We start from the raw sequence: 24,992 nt of genomic DNA on the forward strand, positions 1-24,992 counted from the left end.
CGCCCCACGTGGCACGATGCCCGGGGCCTGTGTCCACGGTGGCGCATGAGGCCGGAAGGAGTGTCAGTGACAGGGGAGAAACAACGGGGCACGGGCGGCGGGTCGGGGCTGCTCGCTCTCGGTACGCTGCCGGTCGCCGCGACCGCGCTCACGGCGACCATCGCCGTCTATATGGCGCTGGTGGCGTTCGGCAACATCACCGACTTCGGCACCAACCGGGAATTCGTCCGCCATGTCCTCGCCATGGACACCACGTTCCGGGACGAGGACGTGATGTGGCGGGCGATCGAATCCCGGACCGTGAGCGACATCGCCTATGTGGCCATCATCGTCTGGGAGACCGCCGCGGCGGCCGTACTGCTCTTCGCCACCTGGCTGTGGGGCGGCGCCCTGCGCGGCGGCGACGGCCTCCGGGCCCGCCGTGCCACCACCCTCGGGCTGACGATGGTGCTGCTGCTCTTCGGGCTCGGCTTCATCGCCATCGGCGGCGAGTGGTTCCAGATGTGGCAGTCCTCCGACTGGAACGGACTGGAGCCGGCGGGACGCAATGTGATGATGGCGGCCTTCGTCCTGCTGGTGATCCATCTGCCCGGCGCGCGCGGCGGCGGGGAGAGCGGTGACCGGACCGCCGGTGACCGCGCGGGCGCGGGCCGGGAGACCGGTCAGTCGCACCGGTAGTCGAAAGCCGTGCCGGCCCGGTGCTGCGTCGGGGACAGAATGCGCAGCTCGGCCTCCGCGCGGAAGTCGCCCCGTCCGCGGATAGACCAGAGCAGATGGACGCGGGCCTGTTTCTGCCCCCGCCGCAGCTCCTCCCGCAGCCGGCCCGACACGGTGCCGTCGCTGCGGATCCAGCGGTAGACCAGCGTGCCCGGCCGGCCGTTGGTGCCGATCTCGGCGACCACATCGGCGGTGCCCCCGCAGCCGATGGACTGGGCGGCGGCGCGCACGGCGATCTGCTCCACCTCGATCGGCCTGCCGTATCGCTGCCACAGCAGCACCGCCAGCACCAGCAGCAGCACGGCGGCGGCCAGGCCGTAGCGGCGCGGACCGCGCCGGGCGGGCCCCGGGGCGGCCCCGCGCCACACCGCCACGAGGGTGCCGGGCTCGGGGGGCCGGACCGGTGCCGGAGCCCGTACCCCGGGGCCGAAGCGCAGCAGCCCGTCCTCCACTCGGTCCGGTGCCGCACCGGCCGGCTCGTGGGTCACCGGCAGAGCGCCCGCGGTGTATCCCCGGGTGCGGCCGGCCGGGGCGGGGCTCCCGGTGCGATCGGTCCGGGGGAGGGGGAGGGGGACGGTGGCCGCGGCGCCGCCCGGCCGGTCGGCCGGCGCGTCGGCGGGCAGGCCGTCCCGGACCGGCGCCGGATCCGTCCGCTCCTCCGTTCCCTCCGCACTCCCCGGCCGCTCGAACCAGTGGCTCCCCAGCGCGGTGGCGCTGTAGCCGTCGTCGTCTCCCGGCTGGTCGGCCCCGGGCCCGGCGGACATCGGACGCTCGGTCATCCGAGACCGCACCCCCGGCTGATCTGCTGCGATGCGCCGCCGCCCGGCGCCGCGGGCTCGGTCGTGGCCCGGACCGCCAGATAGCAGCCCTCGCCCTGGAAGGTGTGGGTCGGGGTGAGGGTGTACTGCCGGGCACCGCTGCGGCGGAAGGTCTCCGAACCCTGCGCGGTGCCGAGTTCGCCCTGGGTGTTGCCGCTGTACCAGGTGACGGTGACGGTGATCGGGCCCGTGCCGTCCGTGGTGACCTCGACCGTGGCACTCGCGCCGGCCGCCCTGAAGGAGGAGTCCTGGAGCCCGCTCACGGTCACGGACCGCACCGTCACCGGCGGCGGGGTCGTCCGGGTCGGTGAGGGGCTCGGCGGCCGGCCGGTGGAGGGACTCGCGGGCGGGCTCGTGCCGGCGGGCGGCGACGGCGGGCGCGCGGACGGCGGGGAGGTTCCCGGGGCCGGCCCGGTCGGCGGTCCGCCGGACACGGGCGGGGGCGGGACGGAGGCCGGGCCTCCGGGGGAGAGGGATCCGGACGGCGACGGCACGGCGGACGCGCCGGGTGAGGGGCCGGGGGAGGGCCCGGGCGCGTCCGGCGGCGGGCTCTCCCCGGAGGGTTCCGCACTGGTGGTGGCGAGTGACTGCGCCGAGGTACGGGAGGGCGGGTCCTCCCCCTCGGCCGCGACCACCAGCGCGAACAGCCCGGCCGCCAGCGCCGCCGCGACCGCGGCGGAGACCGACTGGCGCAGCACCCCGCGCCGCCGGACGCCCGGAGCCGTCCCGCCGGCGGCCGAGGCCGCCGCGCCCGCTTCGGGGACCGGCCCGTCGGCGCCGTGCGAGCCGCCCAGTACCGTCGTGGCCGAGTCCGCGGTGCCCGCGGACTCACCCGCCGACGGGAAGAGCAGCGGCAGCAGGGCGGCGAGCGCGGCGAGCCCGCGCCGGCCCCGCTCCTCCCACCCGGCCCCGTAGGCGCTCCCGGCGATCGTCTCCAGCTCCGCCACGAACGCCATGGCGTCGGCGGGCCGGTCGGCCGGGGACTTCGCCAGCCCCCGCGCGATCAGCGGACGCAGTGCGTCCGGAATCCCCTCCTCGGGGATGGGGGCCTCGATATGACGGAGCGCCAGTTCGGGCAGGCTCTCCGCCGAGTACGGCTTGCGGCCGGTCAGACACTCGTGGAAGGTGGCCGTCGCGGCATAGACATCGGCCGCGGGGGAGGCGGGCTCGCCCTGCCACTGCTCCGGTGCCATGTACGAGGGTGTACCGGCGACCTCGGCCCCGGACCCGTCCGGCACGGCGATGCCGAAGTCGACCAGTTTGGAGGAGCCGTCCGCCGAGACGAGGACGTTCTCGGGCTTGTAGTCCCGGTGCACCACGCCCGCCCGGTGGGCCGCCGCCAGTCCCAGCAGCGAACCCTTGAGCACCACCAGCGCCGCCTCCGGGCCCGTCGAGCCCTCCTCGCGGAGCAGTGCGCGCAGCGCGACGCCGTCCACGGCCTCCATCACGATGGCGGCGCCGTGCGGCCCCTCGACGTACTCGTACAGCCGGACCACATACGGAGTGCTGAGCTCCCCGAGTAACCGGGCCTCGGCGCGGAAACCCCGCACGAAGGCGGCATTGGTCCGCAGCCGTGCGGCGAGATACTTGACCGCCACGGGCACACCGGTCGCCTCGTGGACGGCCAGCACCACCCGGCCGCTCGCACCGGACCCCAGCTCCCGGGACTCCGCGTAACCGGGCACTGCCCATCTGTCGTTCATCCCGCCGCCCTCCTCGGGCTCCCTCTTCCGGTCCGCGCCGGGTGCTCCGCGGCACGGCGGTCGGGACACGACTGCCGCACGGTAGCCCACCGGCGCTCCCCACAGCAGACATGAATCGAGTCATGCCCGGTTCCTGCGGAGGGGCGGATTCCGAGGGGAGTGGAGGAGTGATCAAGGGGCGCTCGGGAGCGCGTGAGAGGTGAATCGCGCGGTCACGGAGGGTGCGGCCCGCCTCTTCGCGACCCTGGATCCCCCAGGGCGCCCGGCGGAAAAACGCGCCGGTGGATCTCGGCGGGCGCCGCCCGGACAAGGGGAAGCCCCGACTGGACGGGGGGAGACCAGCCGGGGCGGTATGGCACGGACACGGAGGGCGGTCGCCTCTCGGCGAAACGCTCCATGGGGTATCAGCCGAACGATCTTCCCCATGGGCAATGGGTGGGCCCGGGGACACTGTCCCCTCCGCAGCCGCATACCGTTCAACGGCCGGCGGGCCCGCTGTGTTCCCGGCCCGGCCGCGCGCCGGTGTGACACCGGGCACCCGCGGTCCCTCCCCTGCCCCCCGCCGCTCCCGGCGGGGCTTTTCCCGGCCTCCCCGGGCACTCCGGCGCATCCGCCCGGCCCCCGGGCCCGGGATGGCTCGAAAGCGCCGCTCGAACCCCGGAGCCCTTCCGTCCGCCATCGCCCGCGTGGTGCCGGAGCCGGCGGGGCGGGGACGACCGGTAAGGGGGTGACCGGTAGGGGGGGGTGACGGCACCGGACGCGGCGGGCCCGCCCGGTTCCGGGCGCCCGGACCGATTCCCCGGCGGAAATCCAAGCCTTCGCACCACGGCCGGTCGAATTCGGCGTTGCCAAAGAACAGTTCGCGGGGATAGGGTTTTCTCTGTGACTGCCGGGTCGGCCATGGGCCAGAATCGAGTTGGGTTCCCGGCCTCGGAGTGACTCCGAGGCGGGTGAGAGCCCCGCCTTCTGCTTTGTACAAGCGCGCTGCGCGTGACTTCTCCGCGTTCTGACGCGCTCCTCCGGCTTCCGGCAGTGTTTTCTCATGGGTCCCCATGTCCGCCCCGAGCGGCACGGACCCCTTTGCCTGCCACCGAACCACACCTCCACCACACCTTCGTCACGGCGAATTCCGTGTGGTGTCACAGCGCCATTCCCTCCGCCCCGCCGGGGCGGCTATTCGCCATGCCCGGGAAGAGACCCGGGCGCGGTGCCACCGACAGAGAAAGCAGCGAATGCCGAACGATTTCAATCAGCGGATCATCGAGGAGTTCCGGGCCAATGAGGGCCGGGTCGGGGGACACTTCGAAGGAGCGCGGCTGCTCCTGCTGACCACGACCGGCGCCCGGTCGGGCAGGCCCCGTACGACCCCCGTGGGCTACCTCCCCGACGGCGGCGCGCGGGTGCTCGTGATCGCCTCCGCCGGGGGCGCGCCCCGGCATCCGGCCTGGTACCACAATCTGCGCGCCACCCCCCGGGTCACGGTCGAGAGCGGGGTCTTCACCTATGAGGCGGAGGCGGAGACACTCACCGGCCCGGAGCGCGACCGCGCCTTCGCCCGTGCCGTGGAGTCCGACCCGGGATGGGCGGAGTACCAGGAGCGCACGGAGCGGATCATTCCCGTGGTGGCGCTGAAGGAGATCCCCGGACCGCCGAAGGTGGCCGCCGCCTCCGCGGCTGAGGCCATCCGCCTCGTCCACAACGGACTCCGCCGCGAACTCGCCCTGATCCGGGACGAGATGGCCGCCTCGGGCCCCGGAATCGGTGCGCAGCTCCGCGTGAACTGCCTGACCTTCTGCCAGGGGCTGCACAACCACCACACGGGAGAGGACACGATGATGTTCCCGATGCTGGGCGCCGGACATCCGGCACTGGCCCCGGTGCTCGCCCGGCTGCGGGAGGAGCACCGGACGATCGCCGCGCTCCTCGCCGATCTGGAGCGGGTCATCTCCGACGAGAAGGCCGACCGGGACACCGCCATCGCCGAGGTCGAACGCCTCACCGGCGAACTGGAGGCCCATCTGCGCCACGAGGAGGAGCAGTTGCTGCCGCTGCTGGGTGCCTAGGCCGTCCGGGGGGCGCGGGCGCTCGTCCTCCAGACGCTGATCCGGCTCCCGCGCCGGGGGCGGTGTCCCGTGCCCGCGGTCGTCGGGTGCCGTTCGGCGCCTCCGGGGAGAGGCCCGCGGTGTGAGTGGCGGCGAGCGGTGCCGTGTCGTCCGGGTGCTCGAGTTCGTGGACGGTGCCGTCCGGTGCCACGAGCTCCGGGAGGAGCCGGGAGTGGCGGACGATGTCGAGGGGGACGGCCGCCGCTCCCGGGTGGTGTCCTCGGACCATCACCATTGGCGGATCGCGGGGTGTGGTGTGGTGTTACGGCGTCATGAACTTTCCGCTGCCGAGCGGGAGCCGGTCTCTCCCGCACCGGTGTCACCGAACCGCACGGGGGCCGCGCCCTGAAGGCCGTCAAGGTCGCCGCGGGCGCGGCCGGGTTCGACGCGGTGGCACGCGTCGGCGCGCCCGGTGAGGCGGACCACTGCCGCGACGGCGGCATTCCGCAGGACGTGCCGCTGCGGCCGGATCTGCTGACACTCCATCAACTGGCAATAAGGCCGGGCCACTTCATGATGCCCGGCCTCTTGTGTGCACCCCCCGGCATGGGCTAGATCTCTTCTCGCGATTGGTACAGACCACCTACCCCCCTCAGACAAGGCCACCAGTATGTTCAGACGCACCTCCGCGTTCCTGGCGACGGCTCTGCTCGCCTCGCTCGTCGCGGTCCCCACGACCGCTCAAGCCGATGACGACGACAGCCGCCGGCTGCCCGGCCACCGCGTGGCCTACTTCACCGGGTGGAGCGTCTACAGCGGCTTCTCCGCCAAGAAGGTCCAGGACTCGGGCCAGGCGTCGAAGCTGTCCGTGATCAACTACGCCTTCGGCAACATCTCCCCCGAGGGCACCTGCTTCGAGGACAACCAGGCCGACCAGGCCGACGCCTGGGCCGACTACCAGCGCCCGATCGACGCCGCCGACTCGGTGGACGGCGTCGCCGACAACTGGGACCAGCCGCTGAAGGGCAGCTTCAACCAGTTGCGGAAGCTGAAGGCGAAGAACCCCCACCTGAAGGTCGTCATCTCGATCGGCGGCTGGGGCTGGTCCAAGTACTTCTCGGACGTGGCCGCCACCGACGCCGCCCGCAAGAAGTTCGTGGCCTCCTGCGTCGACCTCTACATCAAGGGCAACCTGCCGCAGTTGGACGCGCCGGGGGGCGGCCCGGGCAGCGGCGCGGGCGTCTTCGACGGCATCGACCTCGACTGGGAGCACCCGGGCGGCGACGGTCTGCCGGACAACCACGTGCGCCCCGAGGACGGCCGCAACTTCACCCTGCTGCTGACCGAGTTCCGGCGGCAGCTGGACGCGGTGGGCGGCACCGGGCGGGGGCGCCACCTGCTGACGGCGGCCGTGGCCAACAACACCGCCGTCGCGGACCGGCTGGAGCTGCGGAAGGTCGCCCGCCAAGTGGACTTCCTGAACCTGATGACCTACACCATGCACGGCTCCTGGGAGCCGCAGGGCCCGACCAACCACCAGGCGAACCTCTACACCGACCCGGCCGACCCCTCCGGAGCCGACTACAGCTACAGCGCGGACAAGGTGGTGCGGCACTACCTGGCCGGCGGCCTGCCGGCCCACAAGGCGGTGCTCGGGGTGCCGTCCTGGGGCTACGGCTGGACGGGAGTGCCCGCCGGGGCGAAGAACGGCCTCTACCAGCCCGCCACCGGCATGTCCCCGCGCGGCGGCGGCCAGCTCCCCTACAAGGCCGTCAAGGACCTGCCGGGCACCGTGCACACCGACCGCAGGCACGGCGCGGCCTGGAAGTACGACGGCACCGAGTTCTGGACGTACGACACCCCGGCCACCGCCGCCCAGAAGGCCCGCTACACCAAGCGGAACGGCCTCGGCGGCGTGATGGTCTGGTCCCTGGACGGGGATGACGCCCAGGGCTCGCTGATCTCCGCGCTGGACCGCGGTCTGCGGCGCTGACCCGCGGTCGCGGCCCGGTGGCGGGCGGGGCGCCCCGGTCCCTCCCCGGTGCCGGGCCCGCCCGCGGCGCCGGGGAGGGGGACCCGTGCCCCGGCGGCCCGGGTCACGCCCCTGGTGGTGCCGGCCGGGGCCCGGATCGCGGGAGCGGCACGGGCGTGCGGGGAGGGGCCGCGGGCGGGTTCCGGGGCGGCCGGATGGTGGCCGCACCGGCGCTTCCGCCTATGCTCCGGACATGTCCAGCAACCCATCACCCGAACTGGTGATCGCCTCCGGCGGCGCCAGGGCCCGCTTCGACGGCCTGCGGCTCTCCGTGGAGCGCGACCGCGCCGTCTGGAACATACCGGTGGAAGCGATCCGCTCGGCGGAGCTGGCAGAGGGCAGCGCCGTACGGGTCGAGCTGAGCGGGGACCCGGCCGGCGCGCTCCGCGGCCTGGACGCGGCCCTCTCGATGCCCGCCGCCAATGTGATCGTGGCCAAGGCGTTCCGTGACCGGATACGAGCCGTGCTGGCCACCGTCCCGCCCGCCCCGGACGGTCACTCCCTGGTCGTCAGGGAGAGCCGGCCCAGGGCCCGGCATCCCTTCCTGACGGCCGAATTCCGGCGGGAGCAGACCGCCGTCGGGGCGGCCCTGGTCTGGCTGATCGCCATTGTGGCGATCGGCGGCCCGGGCACCCTGGCCTTCGTCTCCTGGCTGACGCCGCTGGGCGCCTTCATGACCGGGGTCGCGGTGACCCGCCGCATCCGGCCGATGCGCGTCCTGCGGCGCCGGGGGGTCACGGTGACCGGCCAGGTCACCGGCTCCCTCTCGGCCGGCTCGAAGGGCAGCATCCAGCGCTATCCGCTGCTCGCCTTCACCGCGCTCGACGGGACGTCTCATGAGGGGGTCCGGTCCGTGGTCTCCGTGTGGGCCGCGCCTCCCAAGGGGCCCGTGGACGTCACCTACGACCCGGAGAACCCGGGCCTGGCCACCCGGCCGAAGACGTTCAGCCACTCCTTCAACACCGCGGTGATGGTGGCCATGGGCGCTCTGCTCGCCTCGCTCGGCCTCTTCATCCTGTATCTCCTGGCGACGTCCTGAGCCCGGGCGCTCGCGGTGCCTCGACACCGGAGGCGGTGTCACCGGGCGCCGGACCTCGCCGGTCCGCCCCGGGGTCCCTCGCCGGCCGGGCGCGGAGCTCGACGTCGCAACCGCCGTCATTCCCTTTCCCGCCGGCGCGGGAGACGCGCCCGCCGGTGCCGATGCGCCGGGCGGCCCGGCCCCCCGACCGGGTCGACCTGGCCTGATCGGCCCGCTTACTGTATAGCCGATCAGTAACCTGTGCAGGGCGCGAAATGGTCGGCCGGTGGCCGATACCGGACGTCAGGAACGCTCCCTCCCGGCGGTGCGCCCGGTGTGTGCCATCACCGCCGCGACGGCCGCGCACGGGAGGGCGAAGAGCGCGAAGAGCTGCGCATGGCCCAGCAGCCCCGAGGCGGCGCCGTACACCGCGTACACCAGGAGAGTCACCGCGCTGCCGCCGAATCCGGCGAGCGAGGTCACCGTCGCCCGGCTCGGTCCGGTGATCGCCGACTGGAGTCGCGCGTCGGCGACGACATCGGCCGCCTGGAACACCAGAAACGCCAGACCGAGCAGAAGGAACCCCGCCGCGCCGCCCAGCAGCGCACCCGACGCCAGCAGCGCGCCGGCGGCGGTGAGCGCGCCGGCCGGGAACAGCCCCGACAGCCGCACCGCGCCGCCCGACAGCCGGTCCGCGCGGTCGGCGAGCAGTCCGCCGGCGGTCACTCCGGCCCAGACCGCCAGAACGAGAAACGGAATATGCTCCACGGCCGCGCCGGATTCGGCCGCCAGCAGCGGCACATACTCGTCCAGGGCTCCCCAGATCGCGGTCAGGACCACCGCCATCAGCAGGGCGTACCGCACGGATCCGCTCCCGCGGGCTTCGGCCAGGCCCAGCCGGAGCGTGGCGACCGGCCCCGGGCGGGCAGCCGCCCCGGAAGCGGAACCGGAACCGGAACCAAGGTCCGCACCGGAAGCGGAACCGGAGCCCGCACCGGACCCGGCTGCGGAATCCGAAGCGGACCCGCGGTCCGGGCCGGATCCGGACCCGCGGTCCGAGCCGCAACCGGCGGCGGAGCCCGAACCGGGGTCGGAACACCCGCGCGTGGCGCCGGAGCGGTGCCGGTGCTCGGGCAGGCCGGCCGCTGCCGCCGCGCAGAGCAGACAGGCCGCCACACTGGCGATCCCCAGCACCGGATAGCCGCCGAGTGCGTGAACCGGCCCCGCGACCGCCGTCGCCACCGCCGTGGCGGTCGCGCTCACCGCCGTGCAGCGGCCCATCAGCCGGGTGTACCGCCCGCCCGCGCCCAGCCGCTCCAGCTCGTCATGGGCCAGCGCCTCGAACGCGCCGGAGCGCAGTGAACCGCCCGCGCCCCACAGGACGAAGCCGAGCGCGAAGGCCCCGTACGACGGGACGGCGACCCAGAGCGCGAAACCCGCCGCGGACAGCAGCGGCCCGCAGATCAGCACCAGCCGGCGGGAGACCAGATCCGCCCAGACACCGGACGGCACCTCGATCAGCAGTCCGGTCAGTGACGCGATGGCGAACAGGGACGAGATCTGCGCGGTGCCGAGACCGTGCTCGGTGAACAGCACCGCGTAGAGCGGATACAGCAGAATCAGATCCTCGAAGCCCGCACAGGCGAGCAGCCTGCGCTCCAGCCGCCGGACCGGGACTCCGGGGCGCGCGGACGGGCGGAGGGAAGGGGAGACGGGCACGGCAGGTCCTTCGGACGGAGCGGACGGCGGCGGAACGCACTCCCACTCCGGCGGACCCCGGCACCACCGGCCCCGGCACCGCGCGCGGCGGCCACCGGTACGGGCGGCTTCGCCCGTACCGGCCGGAACCTCGGCGGTGGATCAATGTCGTCGGCTCATGCCCTCACTGTACGGAACCCTCCCGCCCGGGCCCGAGTGGTTTTCCGCGCCTGCGAAGCGCCCGGAGCCCGGCCGCGAGGGCGACCGCGCCGGCCGCGGCCACCAGCCCCGCGCTCACCCATACCGGCGCGCGGTAACCCGCTTCGGCGGTGATGGCGGCCCCGCCGAGCCAGGGGCCGACGGCCGCGCCGGCGTTGAAGGCGGTGGTGGCACTCGCCCCGGCCAGATCCGGGGCGCCGGAGGCGGTGTGGAGCACCCGGGAGACCAGGACCGAGCCGACCGCGAAGGACAGCGCCCCCTGGACGAGTACGAGCACGAGCGCCGCCACCGGGTTCCCCGCCGAGACCGCGAGCACGATCCAGCCCGCGAGCAGTGCCGCCCCGCAGACCCTGAGCAGGGCCGGGGAATGGGTGTCGGCGTACCGGCCGGCGACCGTGACACCGATGAGGGATCCCGCACCGAACAGCGCCAGCACCGCGGGCACCCGGTCCGGACCGATCCCGCCGACCTCGGTGATCAGCGGTGCCAGATAGGTGAAGGTGCAGAAGGTCGCGCCGTTCACCAGCGCGCTCAGCAGCAGGAGCGTCCCGAGCCCCGGGGTGCGGCGCAGAGCGCGCAGCTGTGCGCGCCGCGCGCCGGACGCCCGGTCCGGAGTGCTCTCCGGCACCCACTTCACAATGGCGGCGACGGCGGGCAGCGAGAGCAGCGCCACCGCCCAGAACACCGCGCGCCACCCCCAGATCCGGCCGAGGAGCGCACCCCCGGGCACGCCCACGACACAGGCCAGGGTGACCCCGCCGAGCAGCACCGAGGCGGCACGGCCCCGGGCGCCGGGCGGGACCAGCCCGGCCGCCGTCGCCAGCGCGACCGCCAGGAAGCCGGCATAGGCCGGTGCCGCCACCAGCCGGGTGGCCAGCAGCACGGCGTAATCGGTGGCCAGCGCGCCCACGACATGGACGAGAAGAAAGACGACGAGGAAGGTCAGCAGCGCGCGCCGCTGCGACCAGCGCATGCCGAGCAGCGCCATCAGCGGCGCCCCGACCACCATCCCCACGGCGAAGGCAGAGGTCAGAGCACCGGCGGCCGGAATCGACACCTGAAGATCACGGGAGATGTCCGGGATCAGACCGGCGAGCATGAACTCGGATGTTCCCTGGGCGAAGACGGCCAGTCCGAGCAGAAGAAGAACGAGAGGCACAGAGAGACTCCACAGCCACGACAGAGTGCAACAGGGCGGCGTGGGCCGCGGGCGGCTCTCGTACCGGTGCCGGGGCATGCACCCGGGCGCCTCGGGGTCTCCCCGGGCGCGGGGTGTCAGAGCGACAGCGGGAAAGGCCACCGGGCGGCCGGTGGCCGGAGTCTGTCGGACTCGGGGCTGGACATGATCGGAGAATAGGGAGGGCGGGGGACGGGTGTCCAGCGATTTGGCCCTCGCTGACGACCTTCCCGGGCTCGCGTGCCTGCGCCGGGTACCGCCGGGGGTACCCGTACCCCCGGGCACCGCTCTTCCTCCGGGCCCGGCGGTCCGGGTGGTGCCCCACGCCGCGTCGGTGTCCGTCGCCGGCGCTCCGCGTGGACTCCGTCCTCCGCCTCGCGACCGCGCGCACCGGAGCCTCCCCCGCGCGCCACCATCTCACCGATCCGGGCCGATCCGTGAGAAACGGCCCGACGGCCCGCGCGGCCCGGACACCGCCCCCGGCTCGCGTTGTGCCGCTACTGGCCGACCAGTCCGTCGATCCGCTCCCGCAGAAAGTCCGCGTGGCCATTGTGCCGGGCGTACTCCTCGATCATGTGCACCACGACCTCACGGACGGAGACCGGCTCCCCGTCGTGCAGCACGGTGCTGTCGAGACCGGGCGCACGGCTGACCCACTCCTCCGCGAAGGCGACCTCCTCGCGCCAGCTCTCCCACGCCTCGGCGACCACCGCGGGATCCGCCACCGCGCCGGTGAAGGCGCCGTCGCGGTCGTCCGCCGTGCGATAGCGGCGCGGCACGTCCTGCCCGTCCAGGATCTGCCGGAACCAGGCCCGCTCCACATCCGCCAGATGACGCACCAGCCCGAGCAGCGAGAGATCGGACGGCGGCACCGAACGGCTCGCCAGCGCGGCGGCGTCGAGACCGGCGCACTTCAGCTCCAGGGTGAGGCGCTGATCCCGGAGGAAACCGGCCAGGGTCTCCCGCTCGCCCGTGAGGCCGCCGTCGCCGCGCGGGTCGTCATCAGGGTTCACGATCATGTCCTGCCAGCCGAAGCGGCGCTCCGGAAGGCCCGTGTCCGCCTCTCCGGCCGGTTCTGCGGCGGTCTCGGCGGGATCTTCGGGGGTGTTCTCGGGCCGTTTCCGGCCGCTGTTCTCGGACATCTCCCGATGATCGGTGACGCGCCGCCGATCCGCGACCGCTTTTACGGGCCCGGCGGCCCCGCCCGGCCCGTATCGGCCCCGCCGCCGCCCGGCCCGCTCCGCTTCGCCTACCGCGTCAGCGAGACCTCGGCCCACACCTGCTTGCCCCCGGCGAAGGGCACCCATCCCCAGGCCGACGACAGCGCCTCCACGATGAGCAGCCCCCGTCCCCCGGTCGCGTCCGGATCGACCGAGGGCGGTCTGCCCGGGGAGCGCGGCGAGGAGTCGTTGACCGCGATCCGCAGCCGGTCCTGTATCAGGGTCAGATCCAGCCGCACCCGGCCCTCCGTGTGAGCGATGGCGTTGGTCACCAGCTCGGAGACGATCAGCAGCGCGATGTCCACATCGCCCGCCGCCTCCCAGGAGCGGAGCGTACGGGCGGTGAAGCGCCGGGCATGGACGATGGCGTCCGGCAGCCGCCAGACGGGCCACCGCTCCCGGACCGGCCGGGTGGCCACCCCGTCGTACCGCAGCAGCAGCACCGCCACATCGTCGTCCCGCCGCTCCGGATGCCCGAGGAGCGCGTCGGCGGTGCCGCCGGTGTCGGCCGGATCGGCCGCCCCCAGCAGTGCGCGGAGCCGCTTCATCCCCTCCTCCAGCGGCAGCCGCGCCGACTCCACCAGACCGTCCGTCAGCAGGGTGAGCAGCGAGCCCGGGGCCAGCCCGAACTCCGTCATGGGGTACTGCGCGTCCGTCGTCACGCCCAGCGGCGGCCCGCCCTGGACACAGAGCTCCTCCGTGGAGCCGTCGGGGTGGCGCAGCAGCGGGGGCGGATGCCCCGCCCGGACCGTGCGGGCCACCCCCTCCTCCATGTCCAGATCCACATAGCAGCAGGTGGCGAAGAGATCGGTCTCCATGCCCATGAGCAGCCGGTTCGCATGGCTGACCACCACATCCGGCGGATGCCCCTCCACCGCGTACGCACGGATCGCGGTACGCATCTGGCCCATGATGGTGGCCGCCTCCGCACTGTGGCCCTGGACATCGCCGATGACCAGGGCCACATGACTGTCCGGCAGGGGTATCACGTCGTACCAGTCCCCGCCGACCTCCAGCCCGGCCGTCGCGGGCAGATAGCGGGCGACCGCCTTGCCGCCCGCCAGTACCGGCAGCTTCCGGGGCAGCAGACTGCGCTGGAGTGTCCGGGCCAGCTCGTGCCGGGCGTCCAGGGCATGGGCGCGCATCAGTGCCTGCCCCACCAGGCTCGCCGTCGCCGTCAGCAGGGAGCGCTCCTCCTGCCCGAAGGCGCGCTCCCGGTCCCAGCCCACCAGCGCCGCCCCCACCGTCCTGCCCTCCGCCTGGAGGGGCAGCACCGCGAGGCCGCCGGGGCCTATGCCGGCGAGCCCCGGTTCGAGATCGGAGCCCGGCAGCCAGATCGCCACCGTGCCCTCGCGCAGCGCGCCCCGCAGGGTCGGCAGCGCACCGCTCGGCGCGTCGGGCCACTCCGAACGCCACTCGGAACGCCAGACCTCCGGCCAGGCGTCCCGCTGCGGCGGGTCGAGCACGGTGACCACCAGCCGGTCGGCCGTCAGCTCCGCCACCGCTATCCGGTCGGCGCCGAGCGGCCCCCGCAGAGCCCCGACGGTCACCTCGCCGACCTCGCGGACGGTGCTCGCCCCGGCCAGTCTCGCGGAGAGCCGGCGCACCATGGACACCTCGTCGGCGCCGGGCCGCAGCGACGAGGCGTCGGCCATCACACCCAGGACGCGCTCGGGGGTGCCGTCCGGCGCGAGCAGGGTGCGGCAGCGCAGCCCCAGCCAGCGCAGCTCGCCGTTGGACCGGCGGATGCGGAAGGTCAGCTGATGATCGGCCGGCGAGGAACGGCCCGGCTCCACCACCGACATCAGGGCCGGCACATCGTCGGGCACCGCACAGGCCAGCAGGGTCTCGACCCGTCCGTCGAAACCCCCGGCGGACAGTCCGAGCAGCTCCAGTACCCGCGCGTCCGCCGTCATCTCCCCGGCGGCGGTCGCCAGGGTGAGAGCCCCGCTGCGCAGCGGCACCAGCCCCCGGACCTTCTCCCCGGTCCCGCGGGGCCGCCGGACCAGCGGGGAGACCACGGCCTCCACCCCGGCGGTCACCTGGTCCGCGTACAGCTCCAGCAGATGGCGGCGGTCGGAGTCGAAGCCGCCGGGCAGACCGCCCATGACCGCCAGACAGCCCAGCCGGTTGGCATGCCCGCCGAGCGGGAGCACTCCCAGCGCCGCCCCGGGCGGCCAGGTCTTGAGGTGGTCCCGCAGAGCGGTGTCCCGGACGGGCCGGGAGCCGTCGGCGGCGAACCGCGCCAGCTCCTCGGGCCCGAGCCACAGCGGACGCCCGGTGCGGAAGGTGTCGGCGACGGGGGAGCGGCCCGCGAGCTGGACGACGGCCGGCAACGCGTACGCGGCCTCCGTGCCGTCCACCGCCTCGGCCAGATCGAGGCTGTCGCCCTCCTCGGACAGCACATAGACAGCTGCTGACTCGGTCCCGCAGAAAGTGAAGTCATGCCTGCTCAAGGCCCGTACCGCCTACCAGAAGCCGTGGCCGTGCCGGTGGCACCCGGTGGTGATGACACTGCTGTGGGCAAAGCCGGGCCCGGCCGAGATGGACACCTCGCCGTCGGCGCCCCACTCTATGCCGCGGTGGCCCCGGCGGTGGGGGCGAATCATCGGTGCGACGGTGGTGATTATGTGTCAGAAAGCTTCGCAGAGAAGGGAGATGAGCCGGACACCCGATCCGGCCGGACACCCGATCCGGCCGGCCGCCGGTCCGGCGTCCTCAGCCGCAGTGCGCCTCCGCCCGGGTCCGGCCGGCCGCCGTCCGCGACCACACGTCCGGAGCGGCGGCGGGCGGCGACAGCACATCCGGGACCGCGGGCAGGGTCCGCCCCTCCAGCAGCTCCATGCCCAGCGGCGTGAGCGCGTGGCGGATGGTGTTGCGCACCCGCAGGCTGCGGATCAGGCCGGCGTCCCGCAGTACGGTGGCGTGTTCGCTCGCCGACGCCGGGGAGATCTCCAGCCGGCGGGCGATCTCGTGGCCGGTGGTGTGCTCCGAGCCGGCGATCATGCACAGCGTCGCCGCCCGGGTGCGGCCGAGCAGCCGGGCGAGGGTGTCGGTGCCCGGAGTGGCCGCGATCTGGTCCAGCGCGCCCAGGGTGCGGACCACCGGATACACCAGAACGGGTGTCAGTTCGGCGTCCCGCAGACAGATCGGCTTCCCCCGGCAGAAGAAGGACGGCACGAGCCGCAGCCCGCGCCCCTGAAGGTGCAGATCGCGGTCGACCGGATAGCGGACCCGCAGCACCGGCGGCTCCCAGGTGATCGCCGGGTGGAGACTCGCGAGCAGACCGTCCGTCCCCCCGGCCAGAAACGCCCCGGCGCGCGCCGCCCGGTCGGCGTCGACGGTCGCCGCGATCTGCCGCCAGTGGGGCCGGAGCGCCTGCCGGTGGTACTGGCGGAGCGCGCTGCCCAGGCCCCGCAGTGCCTCCGGCCGGCCGTCCGCGAGCACCCGGGCCCAGGACGGCAGCTGCTGTTCCCGCCCGAGCGTGGCCATATCCATTCGCAGTCGTGTGCGAGGAACCGAGAGGATCGCTTCGATTCCGCTTTCGGCACAGGCGACACCCTCGGCAGGAGTGAGGAAGTCCGGCGAATAGCCGCGCGGCGGTGCGAGCAGCAGCAGCGGCCGGGCCGCCGGGGCGAGTGTTCCGCGCAGCCGGCCACGCCAGCCGCGCATCCCGACGTCATCGTCATCGCTTCCGAGAACATGCAGGCTGAGAAGAGTTTCCCAAGCGGGATCCGGCCCCGGGGCCAGCTGAATCCGCCCGAGGTCCTCTGTACTGAAATGGATGCGCAGCACGAACGTACCCCCGTGAAAAGCTGCTGCCCCAGGGGTCCTACTCTTCCCCTCCCTGCCCCTCGGCGGTAGTCCGTAATCCGCCATTAGATGACCTTCGGCCAGGACCGAAGAAGATTCCGCTTAACCGTCGGACCGGCCTAGGTTTCTCAGCAGACACCGGGAGACGGGCACCGGAATCCGCCGACGGATTCCGGTACCGCCCCGGGCGATGAGAGGAACCACATGACATCCGTACGACGCACGGCGGGCATTCTCACCATCGCGGCGGCCATGATGGCCACCACCACGGCACTGGCCATCGGGCCGGCCACCGCGTCCGCCCCCTCCGCCGGGCGGGCGGCACCGGCCGCGCCGCAGCAGCGGGCGGCGGCCTGGGACGGCAACATCTACCTCTACTACAGCGCGTCCGCCAACAGCTCCTGGAGCAAGTACGACGGAGCCGTGGACGACTTCGCGGGCCACACCTTCGCCGCCGGCGGTGAGGGCCACGGCCTGCGGGTGAAGAACAACGTCAACCGCGCCTGGAACAACGACGCGAACTGGACCGCCCGTATCTACTACAACGAGAACCAGAACGCGAGCGGCCCGGCGCCGTACGACGACTTCTACCCCGGCAACGCCCGCGCGCTGAACAGCGGGGTGCGCAACAACAACGCCTCGCTCGGCTGGTGGAACTGACACATCACCGGGCCCGTCCGCACCCCACCGCGGGCGGGCCCCGGCGCGGCACCGAGGCAGAAGGGAACCCGGGGATGGAACCGGGCGGGAAGACAGCGGGAAAGACCGCGGGCGGGGCACCGGGAAGGACACCCGGCAGGACCGGAGCGGAGGCACCCGGCAGGAGCGGGGTGAAGGCGGTCGGCGGAACCGGAGGGAAGACACCCGGCAGGTCCGGGGGCGGCCGTCCGGCCGGCCGGACGGCGGGAAGGGCGTACGGGACATCGCGGGGGAGACGCCGGACGGCCGCACTGCTTCTGCTGCTCGCCGCCCTGGCGGGCTGCGCGCCGCAGCCGTCCGGCGGACCGGGAGGCGCTCCCGCCCCGGAGCCGCTGCCGCCGGTGCACACGGTGCCGCGGCTGCGCACGGCCGATGCGCTGGTGCTCCCCATCGAGCCCTATCTCTTCACGGACCGCCAGGTCACGCGGCTGCTCCGGGCCCGGGGGATCCTGACCGCGCGCTGTATGCGGCGGTACGGGCACGACTGGCCCGAGCCCCCCGCGCGATCCCGCGGGACCGGCACGCTGAACCCGGCCAACACCGCCCACCGATACGGGCTGAGCAGCATGTCCGTCGCGGCCCGGGTCGGCTACCACCCGGCCGCGCCGGACGCCCACCCGGCCGGGAAACCGGAGAAGAGCTCCGGTCCGTCGCCGGGCCCGGAGCAGATGGCGGCCCTGACCGGCCTCGACGCGGGAGGGACCCCGGTGCGCACCGACCGGCGGGGCCGGACCCTTCCGCCCGGCGGATGCCTCGGCGAGGCCACCGCCGCACTCTCGGGGGATCCGGAGAAGATCGGCAACCGGGAGCTCGTGGGTGCCGTCAACATCGGCAGCTATCAGCGGTCGCAGCGCGATCCCCGGGTGCGCGAGGTCTTCCGCGCCTGGTCGCGGTGTATGGCCGGACACGGCCACGACTACCCGGACCCGACCCGGGTGCCGGGCACCGCCCCCGAATTCGGCGGGCCCGAGGCCGGCGCCGCCGAGCTGGCCCTCGCCCGTGCCGATGTGCGGTGCAAGTGGGAGACCAATGTCATCGGCGTCTGGTTCTCGGTCGACGCGGCGTACCAGCGGCGGGCGATGGGGGACCACAGGCGGGAGCTGGCCGCCGTCGCACAGGACATCCGGCGGCAGCTCGCCGGCGCGGACCGGGTGCTCGGGCGGGACTGACCGCCCGCGCGGGACCCATGGACCGGGGAGCCGTACGCGGCCGGGCGGGGGCGGTACGCGCCCGGCTCCCCGCCCCCGAGGCACGGGGGAAACCACCGGGGCCGTCACCGCGATCAGCGGTGACGGCCCCGGAGGCGCGCGGACGGGGGGGAAACCCGCTCAGAGAGCTCCCCTGCGCCGCTCCCGCATCAGCAGATATCCGAGATAGGCCCCGCCGAGCGCCATGGTGTAGAGACCGACCGGCAGATCGTCGAAGAGCTCCAGCTGCTGTGCGCACAGATCCGCCAGCACCAGCAGCAGCGCCCCGGTCAGCGCGGAGAGCATCAGATGCGGGCCGGGCACCCGGGTGAGCCGCCGGGCGATCTGCGGCGCGGTCAGCGAGATGAAGGCGATCGGCCCGGCGACGCTCACCGCCCCCGCCGAGAGCACGATCGCCAGCACCACCGCGAAGGTCTTGGTGCGCCCGGGCCCGGCCCCGAGCCCTTCGGCGATGTCGTCGCCCATCTCACCGATCTCCAGCCGCCTGCCGATCAGCGCGGTGAGCGGGGCCGTCACCAGCAGCACCAGACCGATGGTCGTGGCGTCGTCCCAGGAGCGGGCCGACAGGCTGCCGTTGACATAGGCGGTGAGCGCCGAGGCGCTGTCCCGCTTCATCGCGTACACGACGTACTGGGTCACCGCCGTGCAGATGGCGGCGACACCGATACCGGCGACCACCAGCCGGGCGGGGTTGCGGAAACCCGTTCCGGTGGAGACGTACACGAGCGCCATCGCGAGCACGGAGCCGGCGAGCGCGCCCAGCGGCACGGAGACCGTGCCGGGCAGCATCAGCGCGGCCAGCGCCGCCCCCGCGCCCGCTCCGGCGGCCAGTCCGATCACATCGGGGCTGCCCAGCGGATTGCGCGTGGCCGACTGGAACAGCGCCCCGGAGAGCCCCAGCGCACAGCCGGTGCCGAGTGCGGTGACCAGCCGGGGCCCGCGCAGCTCCGCCAGGACGAAGGCGTTCTTGCCCTGCGCCGCGCCGCCGAGCGCCTCGCCCAGCTCGGCGACCGGAATGCCGAGCCGGCCGAGCGAGAGGGTGGCGGTCGCCGCGCCGGCGATCAGCACCAGCAGCGCCAGTGCGACGAGTACGGAGATCCGCCGCACCGGAATCGCGACATGGCGGCCCGCGGTGAGACGGGTCCGCGCGGAACGGGTGCGGGGAGCGGCGCGCTTCACGGCCCCGGCCGCCGGCGGCGTCATGCGTTCCCCCTCATCCTGCGTACGGCGATGAGCAGCGCGGGCGCGCCGACGAAGGCGGTGACGACGCCGACCATCAGTTCCTGGGGGCGCATCACCACCCGTCCGATCACATCGGCGGCCAGCAGCAGCGACGGGCCGATGATCGCCGAGAGGAGGATCTGGAAGCGGAAGTCGACCCCGATGACGGCCCGGACGATGTGCGGGACCGCCAGTCCGACGAAGGCGATCGGGCCGACCGCGGCCGTCGCCGCCGCGCTCAGCAGGGTGGCGGCGACCAGACCGGCGCCGCGCACCAGCCAGGGGCGGGCGCCGAGCGCCGCCGCCGTCGAGTCGCCGAGCGCCAGCGCGTTGAGCCCGCGGCCGAGCAGCAGCGCGATCAGCAGACCGGCCGCCGCGAAGGGCAGCATCGCGGTGAAGACCTCGAAACTCCGGCCGCCGAGCGCTCCCACCACCCAGTACCGGTAGCTGTCGAAGACCTCCGGTTTGCTGAGCGACACCGCCTGGATGTACGCGAAGAGCATCGCCGAGAGCACGGCGCCGGCCAGCACCAGCCGGACCTGGCTCCGGCCGGATCCGGAGGAGCCGATGATCTGGACGAGGACTCCGGCCAGGAGCGCGCCGGGCAGTGCCCACCACATGGCGGCGGTGCTGCCGCTCGCACCCCAGAAGGCGGTGGCCGTGACGATGCCGGCCGCGGCACCGGCGTTGATCCCGAGCAGCCCGGGCTCGGCCAGCTGGTTGCGGGTCACTCCCTGCATCAGGGTGCCCGCGACCGCGAGACAGAGACCGGCCAGCACACCGAGCGCGGTCCGCGGATAGCGGCTCTCGATGACGGTGGTGACCGTGGGGCCGGCACTGCCCGTCAGCACATCGGCGACATCGCCCAGCGAGGTGGTCCGGCTGCCGAACACCACACTGGCGACCAGCGCGAGCGCGAGTACGGCGAGGCCGGCGAGGAGGGCGCACAACCGCCGGGCAGTGCCCTTGGCGGCGGCACTGCCCGGCGGTTCACGAGTGATGGTGGCCATCGCGGGGTGGTGTGCCCCGCTTACTTGGCCGCGGCGGCGACGGCCTTGTCGATCAGCGGCAGATACCGGTCGATCGTCCACGGCACGGTCAGCGGGTTGATGATCGAGGACGCGGTCACGAAGGAGTTGTTGTCACCGACGACCACGGCACCCTTCTTCACCGCCGGGATGCTGCCGTACAGCGGCTGGGCCTCGATCTCCTCGCGGTTCTTCTCGTCGCTGTAGAACGTGAAGACCAGATCGCTGTCCTTGAGCTTCTCGGCGTTCTCCAGTCCGATGAGCGCCGAGTCGGTGCCCTCGGTCTCCTTGAAGCCGTTCACCACCGGGTCGACGGTCAGACCGAGCGAGGAGACCATCTTGACCCGCTGCTCGTCGGGCTTGAAGACGCCGAGCGTGCCGGGGCCGGTGTTGTAGATGTAGGAGAACGTGTGGTTCTTGTAGTCCGGCCGGGTCTTCGCGGCGGCGGCCAGCTGCTCCTCGATCCTCGCCTTCAGCTTCGGCGCCTCGGCGGGCTTGCCCAGCGCCTTGGAGACGATGTCGATCTGCTGGTCCCAGTTGGTGCTCCAGGGCAGATCCGGGTAGGCGACCGTGGGGGCGATCTTCTCCAGGAGGTCGTACTGCTTCTGTGTGACGCCCGACCAGGGAGCGAGGATCACATCCGGGTCCAGCTCGGTGATCGTCTCGATGTCGAGTTCCTCGCCGCCCGCGAACTGCTCGGGCAGCTTCTCGCCCGACTTGGTCACGGCCTCGTGGATCCACGGCAGATAGCCGGTCTTGTCGCTGCCCCAGGCGTACGACTCGATGCCCACCGGCGTGTGGCCGAGCGCGATCGCGGTCTCGGCGGAGCCCTGGCCGAGGGTGACGACCCGCTTCGGCTGCGCGGGGATCTCCGCGGTGCCGAGCGCGCTCTTGATGGAGACCGGGAACGCTCCGCCGCCCTTCGCGGCGCCGCCCTCGGACTTCGTGTCACCGTCACCGGACGACGAGCAGCCGCCGATGGTCAGGACGGCGGCGGTTGCGGTGGCCGCGGCGGCGAGCGCGCGGCGGCGCGCACGAGTGAACCCGAGCATGGATGTTCCTCAAGAGTCGGCGTGTGAAGCGGTCGGCCGGGGCGTGTTCGGGGAAGGTCTCCCCCTCGTCCCGCCACGATGGGCACGGCGACACACGGCACTGATCGACTTAGGCAAGGCTAAGCTACGACTGGAGAAACGTTCAACCATCCCCGGGGAGACCCCCGGCACATCCGTGCCGGGAGCCGCGGCGCCCCGGGCTCCCGCGGCGTCCGGCGCGCGGGACGCCGCGGGAGGTCCTGAGTCACCGGCGCGGGCCGCGCCTTCGCCGCTCCGGGGTCCCGGGGCTCACCGCACCCACCGGGTCCACCGGACGGCCTCGCGCTCCCCGGGGGTGCCGATGGTCTCCGGCCGGGACGGGGGCGTGCGGTCCAGCAGCCCGTGCGCCCGGCAATGGGCATCACTGAACACGGTGTCGGCGTACCGGTGCGGTCCGTCGGGGAAGACCGCCGCGATCCGGGTGCCCGGCGGTTCTGTACGGGCGAGCCACCCGGCCGCCAGCGCCACCGCGCCCACACTCCAGCCCCCGGTGGCGTACCGCAGCTCGGCCAGCCGGCGGGCCGTCCGGACCGCCTCGCCCGGCGCGACCCAGTGGACCTCGTCGAAGGCGGCGTGATCGAAGCCGTCCGGGCGGACCGAGGAGCCGAGTCCGCGCATCAGCCGGAGCCGGGCCGGCTGCCCGAAGACGGCGGAGCCGATGGAGTCGACACCGGCCAGACGCAGTCCCGGCATGGAGAGCCGCAGCGCGCGGGCGATGCCGGTGGCGTGACCGCCCGTGCCCACCGCGCACACCAGGACATCGATCCGCTCCAGCCGCCCGGCCAACTCCGCCGCGAGCGGGGCGTAGGCGGTCGCGAGACCGGGATGGCGGTACCGGTCGGGACACCAGGCCCCGGGGAGTTCGGCCAGCAGCCCGGCGACCCGGGTGCGGCGGGCGCGCTCCCCGCCGCCGGGCGACCGGGGACCGTCCACCCGGTGGACGATCGCGCCGTACGCCCCGAGCAGCCGGCCCGTCGCCGGGTCCGGGGCGGATCCGGTGACGAGATGGACCGGGTGCCCGTGGACCGCGCCGGCCAGGGCGAGAGCGAGCGCCCGCGCGCCCGAGGCGGATTCCACGATCGGGGCACCCGGCCGCAGATCGCCCCGCTCCCTGGCGCAGGCGACGAGACGGAGTGCGGCGCGGTCCTTGACGCCGCCGGGGTTGAATCCCTCGAGCTTCGCCCAGAATCCGCCGGGTGAGCCGGTGAAGGGTTTCCCGATGCGCAGCAGCGGGGTGTCCCCGACGCCGGCCGGCCGGCCGCGGCGGGAGGGGAATGCGGTGGTCGGAGCGGGACAGTCCATGGTGAGTGCGTCCTTCGCGTACGAGGCGTCCCGCCGCCGGGCTCCGGGGGCGCGCACGGGGGCGTGCCGCGCGGAACGGCACGCCCGGGCGGTGGCGACGGAGCGGTCGGGCGCGGCGGCGGCGCGGTGACGGGCGGAGCGACGGCGACGGCCGCGAGGTGCGAGCCGCCGTCCGGTCACCGCCGCCGTCACCGCCGCGCGAGCCGCCGGCCCGGGGTGCCCGGCCGGAATCGTCCGTGCATGCCGCAGAGGGCGGGATGACGCCGGGAAAGGAGAGGGGAATCGTGAGGCGCCGGCCCGGCCGCCGGACCGGAAGGCTCAGGTCCGGGGCGGGGCGACGGCCCCCGTCATCTGCGGTCGACGCACAACAGGGTGGGCAGATCCCGGCCGTCCGCGGTGCCGGGAGGTGCCCCGGCGGGCCGCTCCCGCGCGGGACCGGCCGTACGCGTCTGCCCGGAGCCGGGCACACCCGCCTCGGGCGGTACGCGCTCCGCGCCGCCGGACGGGGACGCGAGATGCTGCTCGGTACCGGGGGAACCGGTGTGACAGGTGTCGTCCAGCGGCTCCGCGCTCCACCCGCCGGCCGACGCCGCGGGAGCCGCCGATGCCGCCGGAGCCGATCGGGCGGCGGGGGCGTTCTGCGGGGCGCCGGTGAGCAGATGGTGCCCCGCCGAGTCGCAGACACCGACCAGCAGGGTGAGCATGGTCGCGATCAGGAACGGCACCAGCCACTGCCCGGGCGCCGCTCCCGCGCGGGACCGCACAGGACGTCTCATAGGGAACCGAAGTTACCCCGTGCCGTCGCGGGAGGCGATCACGCGGGTCGCCCAAGGAGGACAGCCCCTGGAAGGGTGATGCCGGACCGGATGGTTCCGTGCTGGCGGATATCCATGGGCCCGGGCTCCCCGCCACCGGTGTTCTCCCAGCTCCGGCACTGCCATTCGGCTTACCGGAATGGGGAATTCGTTCGAAGGTGGCCGAAACTCAACCCTATGGGTGACCGGGTCGTTCCCTTGTCCTATGCCGGGGGCCGCCCGCTCCCTAGCATGGTCGTCTTATCGGACCCTGTTTTCATGAACGCGGGTGAGCAAGGGATGCAAGAGGAGTCGTGGCGCCCGGACGCCATCGACACAACCGTGCCCAGCGTGGCGCGGATGTACGACTTTTTCCTCGGAGGGAACGACAACTACGAGTCGGACCGGCTGGCATGTGACGAGCTGCTGAAGCAGGTTCCCAGCACCAAGGTGCTGGCGGTCAACAACCGCCGGTTCCTTCAGCGGGTGGTGCGGCTGCTGGCCAGCGAGTACGGCATACGCCAGTTCATCGACCATGGTTCAGGTCTGCCGACGCAGGACAATGTCCACCAGGTCGCCCAGGCGATCGACCCCTCCTCGCGGGTGGTCTATGTGGACAACGACCCCATCGTGCTGGCGCACGGCCGGGCGCTGCTGGAGGAGAACGACCGCACGGCGGTCATCCAGGCCGACATGCGCGACACCGACCACATCTTCGGGCACGCCGAGACCACCAGGCTCATCGACTTCGATCAGCCGGTCGCGGCGCTCTTCGTCTCCGTGCTGCACTGCATCCCGGACGAGAGCGACCCGGCGGGCCTGATCCGCACGGTCGCCGGGCGGCTCGCCCCGGGGAGCTTCCTGGTGGTGTGCCAGCTGGTCAGCGAGCGTCCGGAGATCCGGAAGTTCGTCACCGACTTCATGGCCGAGGCCACCGGCGGCCACTGGGGCAGGGTGCGGGAGGAGCGCGAGGTCACCGAGTACTTCGAGGGCCTGGAGATCCTGGAGCCCGGTCTGGTGGAGGTGTCGACCTGGCGTCCGGACACCGAGCTGGCCCCGGTGCAGCAGACCGACGAGTGGATCGAGTGGGGCGGCGTGGCCCGGCTGAGGTAGCCGCGACGGCCGCCGGCCCGGGCGGGGAGACGTTCCCCGCCCGGGCCGGACCGTTTTCGCGGGCCTTCCGCGCCGGCCT

Annotated in this window: 19 protein-coding genes; 7 read left to right on the forward strand and 12 right to left on the reverse strand. The window is 73.6% G+C overall.

Annotation, left to right across the window (positions count from 1 at the left end):
* The first annotated feature begins 66 nt into the window (after window positions 1-66).
* Window positions 67-678 (forward strand): DUF2165 domain-containing protein, encoded by a 612-nt coding sequence (locus AAFN69_RS29315; protein WP_347731885.1) that lies wholly within the window; start codon window positions 67-69, stop codon window positions 676-678.
* On the opposite strand, the gene AAFN69_RS29320 is transcribed toward AAFN69_RS29315, so the two are convergent.
* Window positions 663-1,496 (reverse strand): hypothetical protein, encoded by an 834-nt coding sequence (locus AAFN69_RS29320; protein ID WP_347731886.1) that lies wholly within the window; start codon window positions 1,494-1,496, stop codon window positions 663-665. The two genes, AAFN69_RS29315 and AAFN69_RS29320, sit on opposite strands and share 16 nt — an antisense overlap.
* Entirely contained in the window at window positions 1,493-3,238 is a 1,746-nt protein-coding gene (locus AAFN69_RS29325) for a serine/threonine-protein kinase (RefSeq protein ID WP_347731887.1), read from the reverse strand. The genes AAFN69_RS29320 and AAFN69_RS29325 overlap by 4 nt, the downstream gene beginning before the upstream one ends.
* A gap of 1,232 nt (window positions 3,239-4,470) precedes the next feature.
* Between AAFN69_RS29325 and AAFN69_RS29330 the strand changes: the two genes are divergently transcribed.
* The 3 genes from AAFN69_RS29330 to AAFN69_RS29340 all read left to right on the forward strand — a co-directional run bounded on the left by AAFN69_RS29330 (window position 4,471) and on the right by AAFN69_RS29340 (window position 8,351).
* A complete protein-coding gene (locus AAFN69_RS29330) occupies window positions 4,471-5,301 on the forward strand; it encodes a nitroreductase/quinone reductase family protein (protein ID WP_347731888.1) in 831 nt (276 codons plus the stop codon).
* A 649-nt stretch (window positions 5,302-5,950) separates the two neighbouring features.
* Window positions 5,951-7,273: a glycoside hydrolase family 18 protein gene (locus tag AAFN69_RS29335; protein ID WP_347731889.1), complete on the forward strand. Its 1,323-nt coding sequence runs from the start codon at window positions 5,951-5,953 to the stop codon at window positions 7,271-7,273.
* Between the two features lie 232 nt (window positions 7,274-7,505).
* Window positions 7,506-8,351 (forward strand): DUF3592 domain-containing protein, encoded by an 846-nt coding sequence (locus tag AAFN69_RS29340; protein ID WP_347731890.1) that lies wholly within the window; start codon window positions 7,506-7,508, stop codon window positions 8,349-8,351.
* A 282-nt stretch (window positions 8,352-8,633) separates the two neighbouring features.
* On the opposite strand, the gene AAFN69_RS29345 is transcribed toward AAFN69_RS29340, so the two are convergent.
* The 5 genes from AAFN69_RS29345 to AAFN69_RS29365 form a co-directional block, all read right to left on the reverse strand.
* Window positions 8,634-10,049: an MFS transporter gene (locus tag AAFN69_RS29345; protein WP_347731891.1), complete on the reverse strand. Its 1,416-nt coding sequence runs from the start codon at window positions 10,047-10,049 to the stop codon at window positions 8,634-8,636.
* A gap of 163 nt (window positions 10,050-10,212) precedes the next feature.
* Complete coding sequence (locus AAFN69_RS29350) at window positions 10,213-11,406, reverse strand: Cmx/CmrA family chloramphenicol efflux MFS transporter (RefSeq protein ID WP_347731892.1); 1,194 nt, start codon at window positions 11,404-11,406, stop codon at window positions 10,213-10,215.
* 515 nt (window positions 11,407-11,921) lie between these two features.
* On the reverse strand, window positions 11,922-12,443 hold the full coding sequence (locus tag AAFN69_RS29355) for a DinB family protein (protein WP_347731919.1): 522 nt from the start codon (window positions 12,441-12,443) through the stop codon (window positions 11,922-11,924).
* A gap of 230 nt (window positions 12,444-12,673) precedes the next feature.
* Window positions 12,674-15,100 (reverse strand): SpoIIE family protein phosphatase, encoded by a 2,427-nt coding sequence (locus tag AAFN69_RS29360; protein WP_347731893.1) that lies wholly within the window; start codon window positions 15,098-15,100, stop codon window positions 12,674-12,676.
* Between the two features lie 262 nt (window positions 15,101-15,362).
* Complete coding sequence (locus AAFN69_RS29365; RefSeq protein ID WP_347731894.1) at window positions 15,363-16,316, reverse strand: helix-turn-helix domain-containing protein; 954 nt, start codon at window positions 16,314-16,316, stop codon at window positions 15,363-15,365.
* Window positions 16,317-16,661: 345 nt separating this feature from the next.
* On the opposite strand from AAFN69_RS29365, the gene AAFN69_RS29370 reads away from it, so the two are divergent.
* Complete coding sequence (locus tag AAFN69_RS29370; RefSeq protein WP_347731895.1) at window positions 16,662-17,117, forward strand: hypothetical protein; 456 nt, start codon at window positions 16,662-16,664, stop codon at window positions 17,115-17,117.
* 380 nt (window positions 17,118-17,497) lie between these two features.
* Window positions 17,498-18,325 (forward strand): hypothetical protein, encoded by an 828-nt coding sequence (locus tag AAFN69_RS29375; RefSeq protein ID WP_347731896.1) that lies wholly within the window; start codon window positions 17,498-17,500, stop codon window positions 18,323-18,325.
* A gap of 159 nt (window positions 18,326-18,484) precedes the next feature.
* Here the strand turns inward: AAFN69_RS29375 and AAFN69_RS29380 are convergent, their stop codons facing one another.
* The 5 genes from AAFN69_RS29380 to AAFN69_RS29400 form a co-directional block, all read right to left on the reverse strand.
* Window positions 18,485-19,567, reverse strand: coding sequence for an iron chelate uptake ABC transporter family permease subunit (locus AAFN69_RS29380; protein WP_347731897.1), 1,083 nt, complete (start codon window positions 19,565-19,567; stop codon window positions 18,485-18,487).
* Window positions 19,564-20,595 (reverse strand): iron ABC transporter permease, encoded by a 1,032-nt coding sequence (locus AAFN69_RS29385; protein ID WP_347731898.1) that lies wholly within the window; start codon window positions 20,593-20,595, stop codon window positions 19,564-19,566. Before AAFN69_RS29385 ends, AAFN69_RS29380 begins: the two co-directional genes overlap by 4 nt.
* Before the next feature lie 20 nt (window positions 20,596-20,615).
* Entirely contained in the window at window positions 20,616-21,665 is a 1,050-nt protein-coding gene (locus AAFN69_RS29390; RefSeq protein WP_347731899.1) for an iron-siderophore ABC transporter substrate-binding protein, read from the reverse strand.
* A gap of 288 nt (window positions 21,666-21,953) precedes the next feature.
* On the reverse strand, window positions 21,954-23,006 hold the full coding sequence (locus AAFN69_RS29395; protein ID WP_347731900.1) for a pyridoxal-phosphate dependent enzyme: 1,053 nt from the start codon (window positions 23,004-23,006) through the stop codon (window positions 21,954-21,956).
* A 347-nt stretch (window positions 23,007-23,353) separates the two neighbouring features.
* A complete protein-coding gene (locus tag AAFN69_RS29400) occupies window positions 23,354-23,782 on the reverse strand; it encodes a hypothetical protein (protein WP_347731901.1) in 429 nt (142 codons plus the stop codon).
* A gap of 318 nt (window positions 23,783-24,100) precedes the next feature.
* Between AAFN69_RS29400 and AAFN69_RS29405 the strand changes: the two genes are divergently transcribed.
* On the forward strand, window positions 24,101-24,913 hold the full coding sequence (locus AAFN69_RS29405) for an SAM-dependent methyltransferase (RefSeq protein WP_347731920.1): 813 nt from the start codon (window positions 24,101-24,103) through the stop codon (window positions 24,911-24,913).
* Window positions 24,914-24,992: the final 79 nt, after the last annotated feature.

The sequence above is a fragment of the Streptomyces sp. CAU 1734 genome (assembly GCF_039888735.1).
GTDB lineage: Bacteria > Actinomycetota > Actinomycetes > Streptomycetales > Streptomycetaceae > Streptomyces.

Excerpts from the sequence above, each read along its gene's own strand:
- AAFN69_RS29320 (WP_347731886.1), bottom strand. The coding sequence starts at position 1,496 with ATGACCGAGCGTCCGATGTCCGCCGGGCCCGGGGCCGACCAGCCGGGA.
- AAFN69_RS29325 (WP_347731887.1), bottom strand. The coding sequence starts at position 3,238 with ATGAACGACAGATGGGCAGTGCCCGGTTACGCGGAGTCCCGGGAGCTG.
- AAFN69_RS29330 (WP_347731888.1), top strand. The coding sequence starts at position 4,471 with ATGCCGAACGATTTCAATCAGCGGATCATCGAGGAGTTCCGGGCCAAT.
- AAFN69_RS29335 (WP_347731889.1), top strand. The coding sequence starts at position 5,951 with ATGTTCAGACGCACCTCCGCGTTCCTGGCGACGGCTCTGCTCGCCTCG.
- AAFN69_RS29340 (WP_347731890.1), top strand. The coding sequence starts at position 7,506 with ATGTCCAGCAACCCATCACCCGAACTGGTGATCGCCTCCGGCGGCGCC.
- AAFN69_RS29355 (WP_347731919.1), bottom strand. The coding sequence starts at position 12,443 with ATGATCGTGAACCCTGATGACGACCCGCGCGGCGACGGCGGCCTCACG.
- AAFN69_RS29365 (WP_347731894.1), bottom strand. The coding sequence starts at position 16,316 with ATGCGCGGCTGGCGTGGCCGGCTGCGCGGAACACTCGCCCCGGCGGCC.
- AAFN69_RS29370 (WP_347731895.1), top strand. The coding sequence starts at position 16,662 with ATGACATCCGTACGACGCACGGCGGGCATTCTCACCATCGCGGCGGCC.
- AAFN69_RS29380 (WP_347731897.1), bottom strand. The coding sequence starts at position 19,567 with ATGACGCCGCCGGCGGCCGGGGCCGTGAAGCGCGCCGCTCCCCGCACC.
- AAFN69_RS29385 (WP_347731898.1), bottom strand. The coding sequence starts at position 20,595 with ATGGCCACCATCACTCGTGAACCGCCGGGCAGTGCCGCCGCCAAGGGC.
- AAFN69_RS29390 (WP_347731899.1), bottom strand. The coding sequence starts at position 21,665 with ATGCTCGGGTTCACTCGTGCGCGCCGCCGCGCGCTCGCCGCCGCGGCC.
- AAFN69_RS29395 (WP_347731900.1), bottom strand. The coding sequence starts at position 23,006 with ATGGACTGTCCCGCTCCGACCACCGCATTCCCCTCCCGCCGCGGCCGG.
- AAFN69_RS29400 (WP_347731901.1), bottom strand. The coding sequence starts at position 23,782 with ATGAGACGTCCTGTGCGGTCCCGCGCGGGAGCGGCGCCCGGGCAGTGG.
- AAFN69_RS29405 (WP_347731920.1), top strand. The coding sequence starts at position 24,101 with ATGCAAGAGGAGTCGTGGCGCCCGGACGCCATCGACACAACCGTGCCC.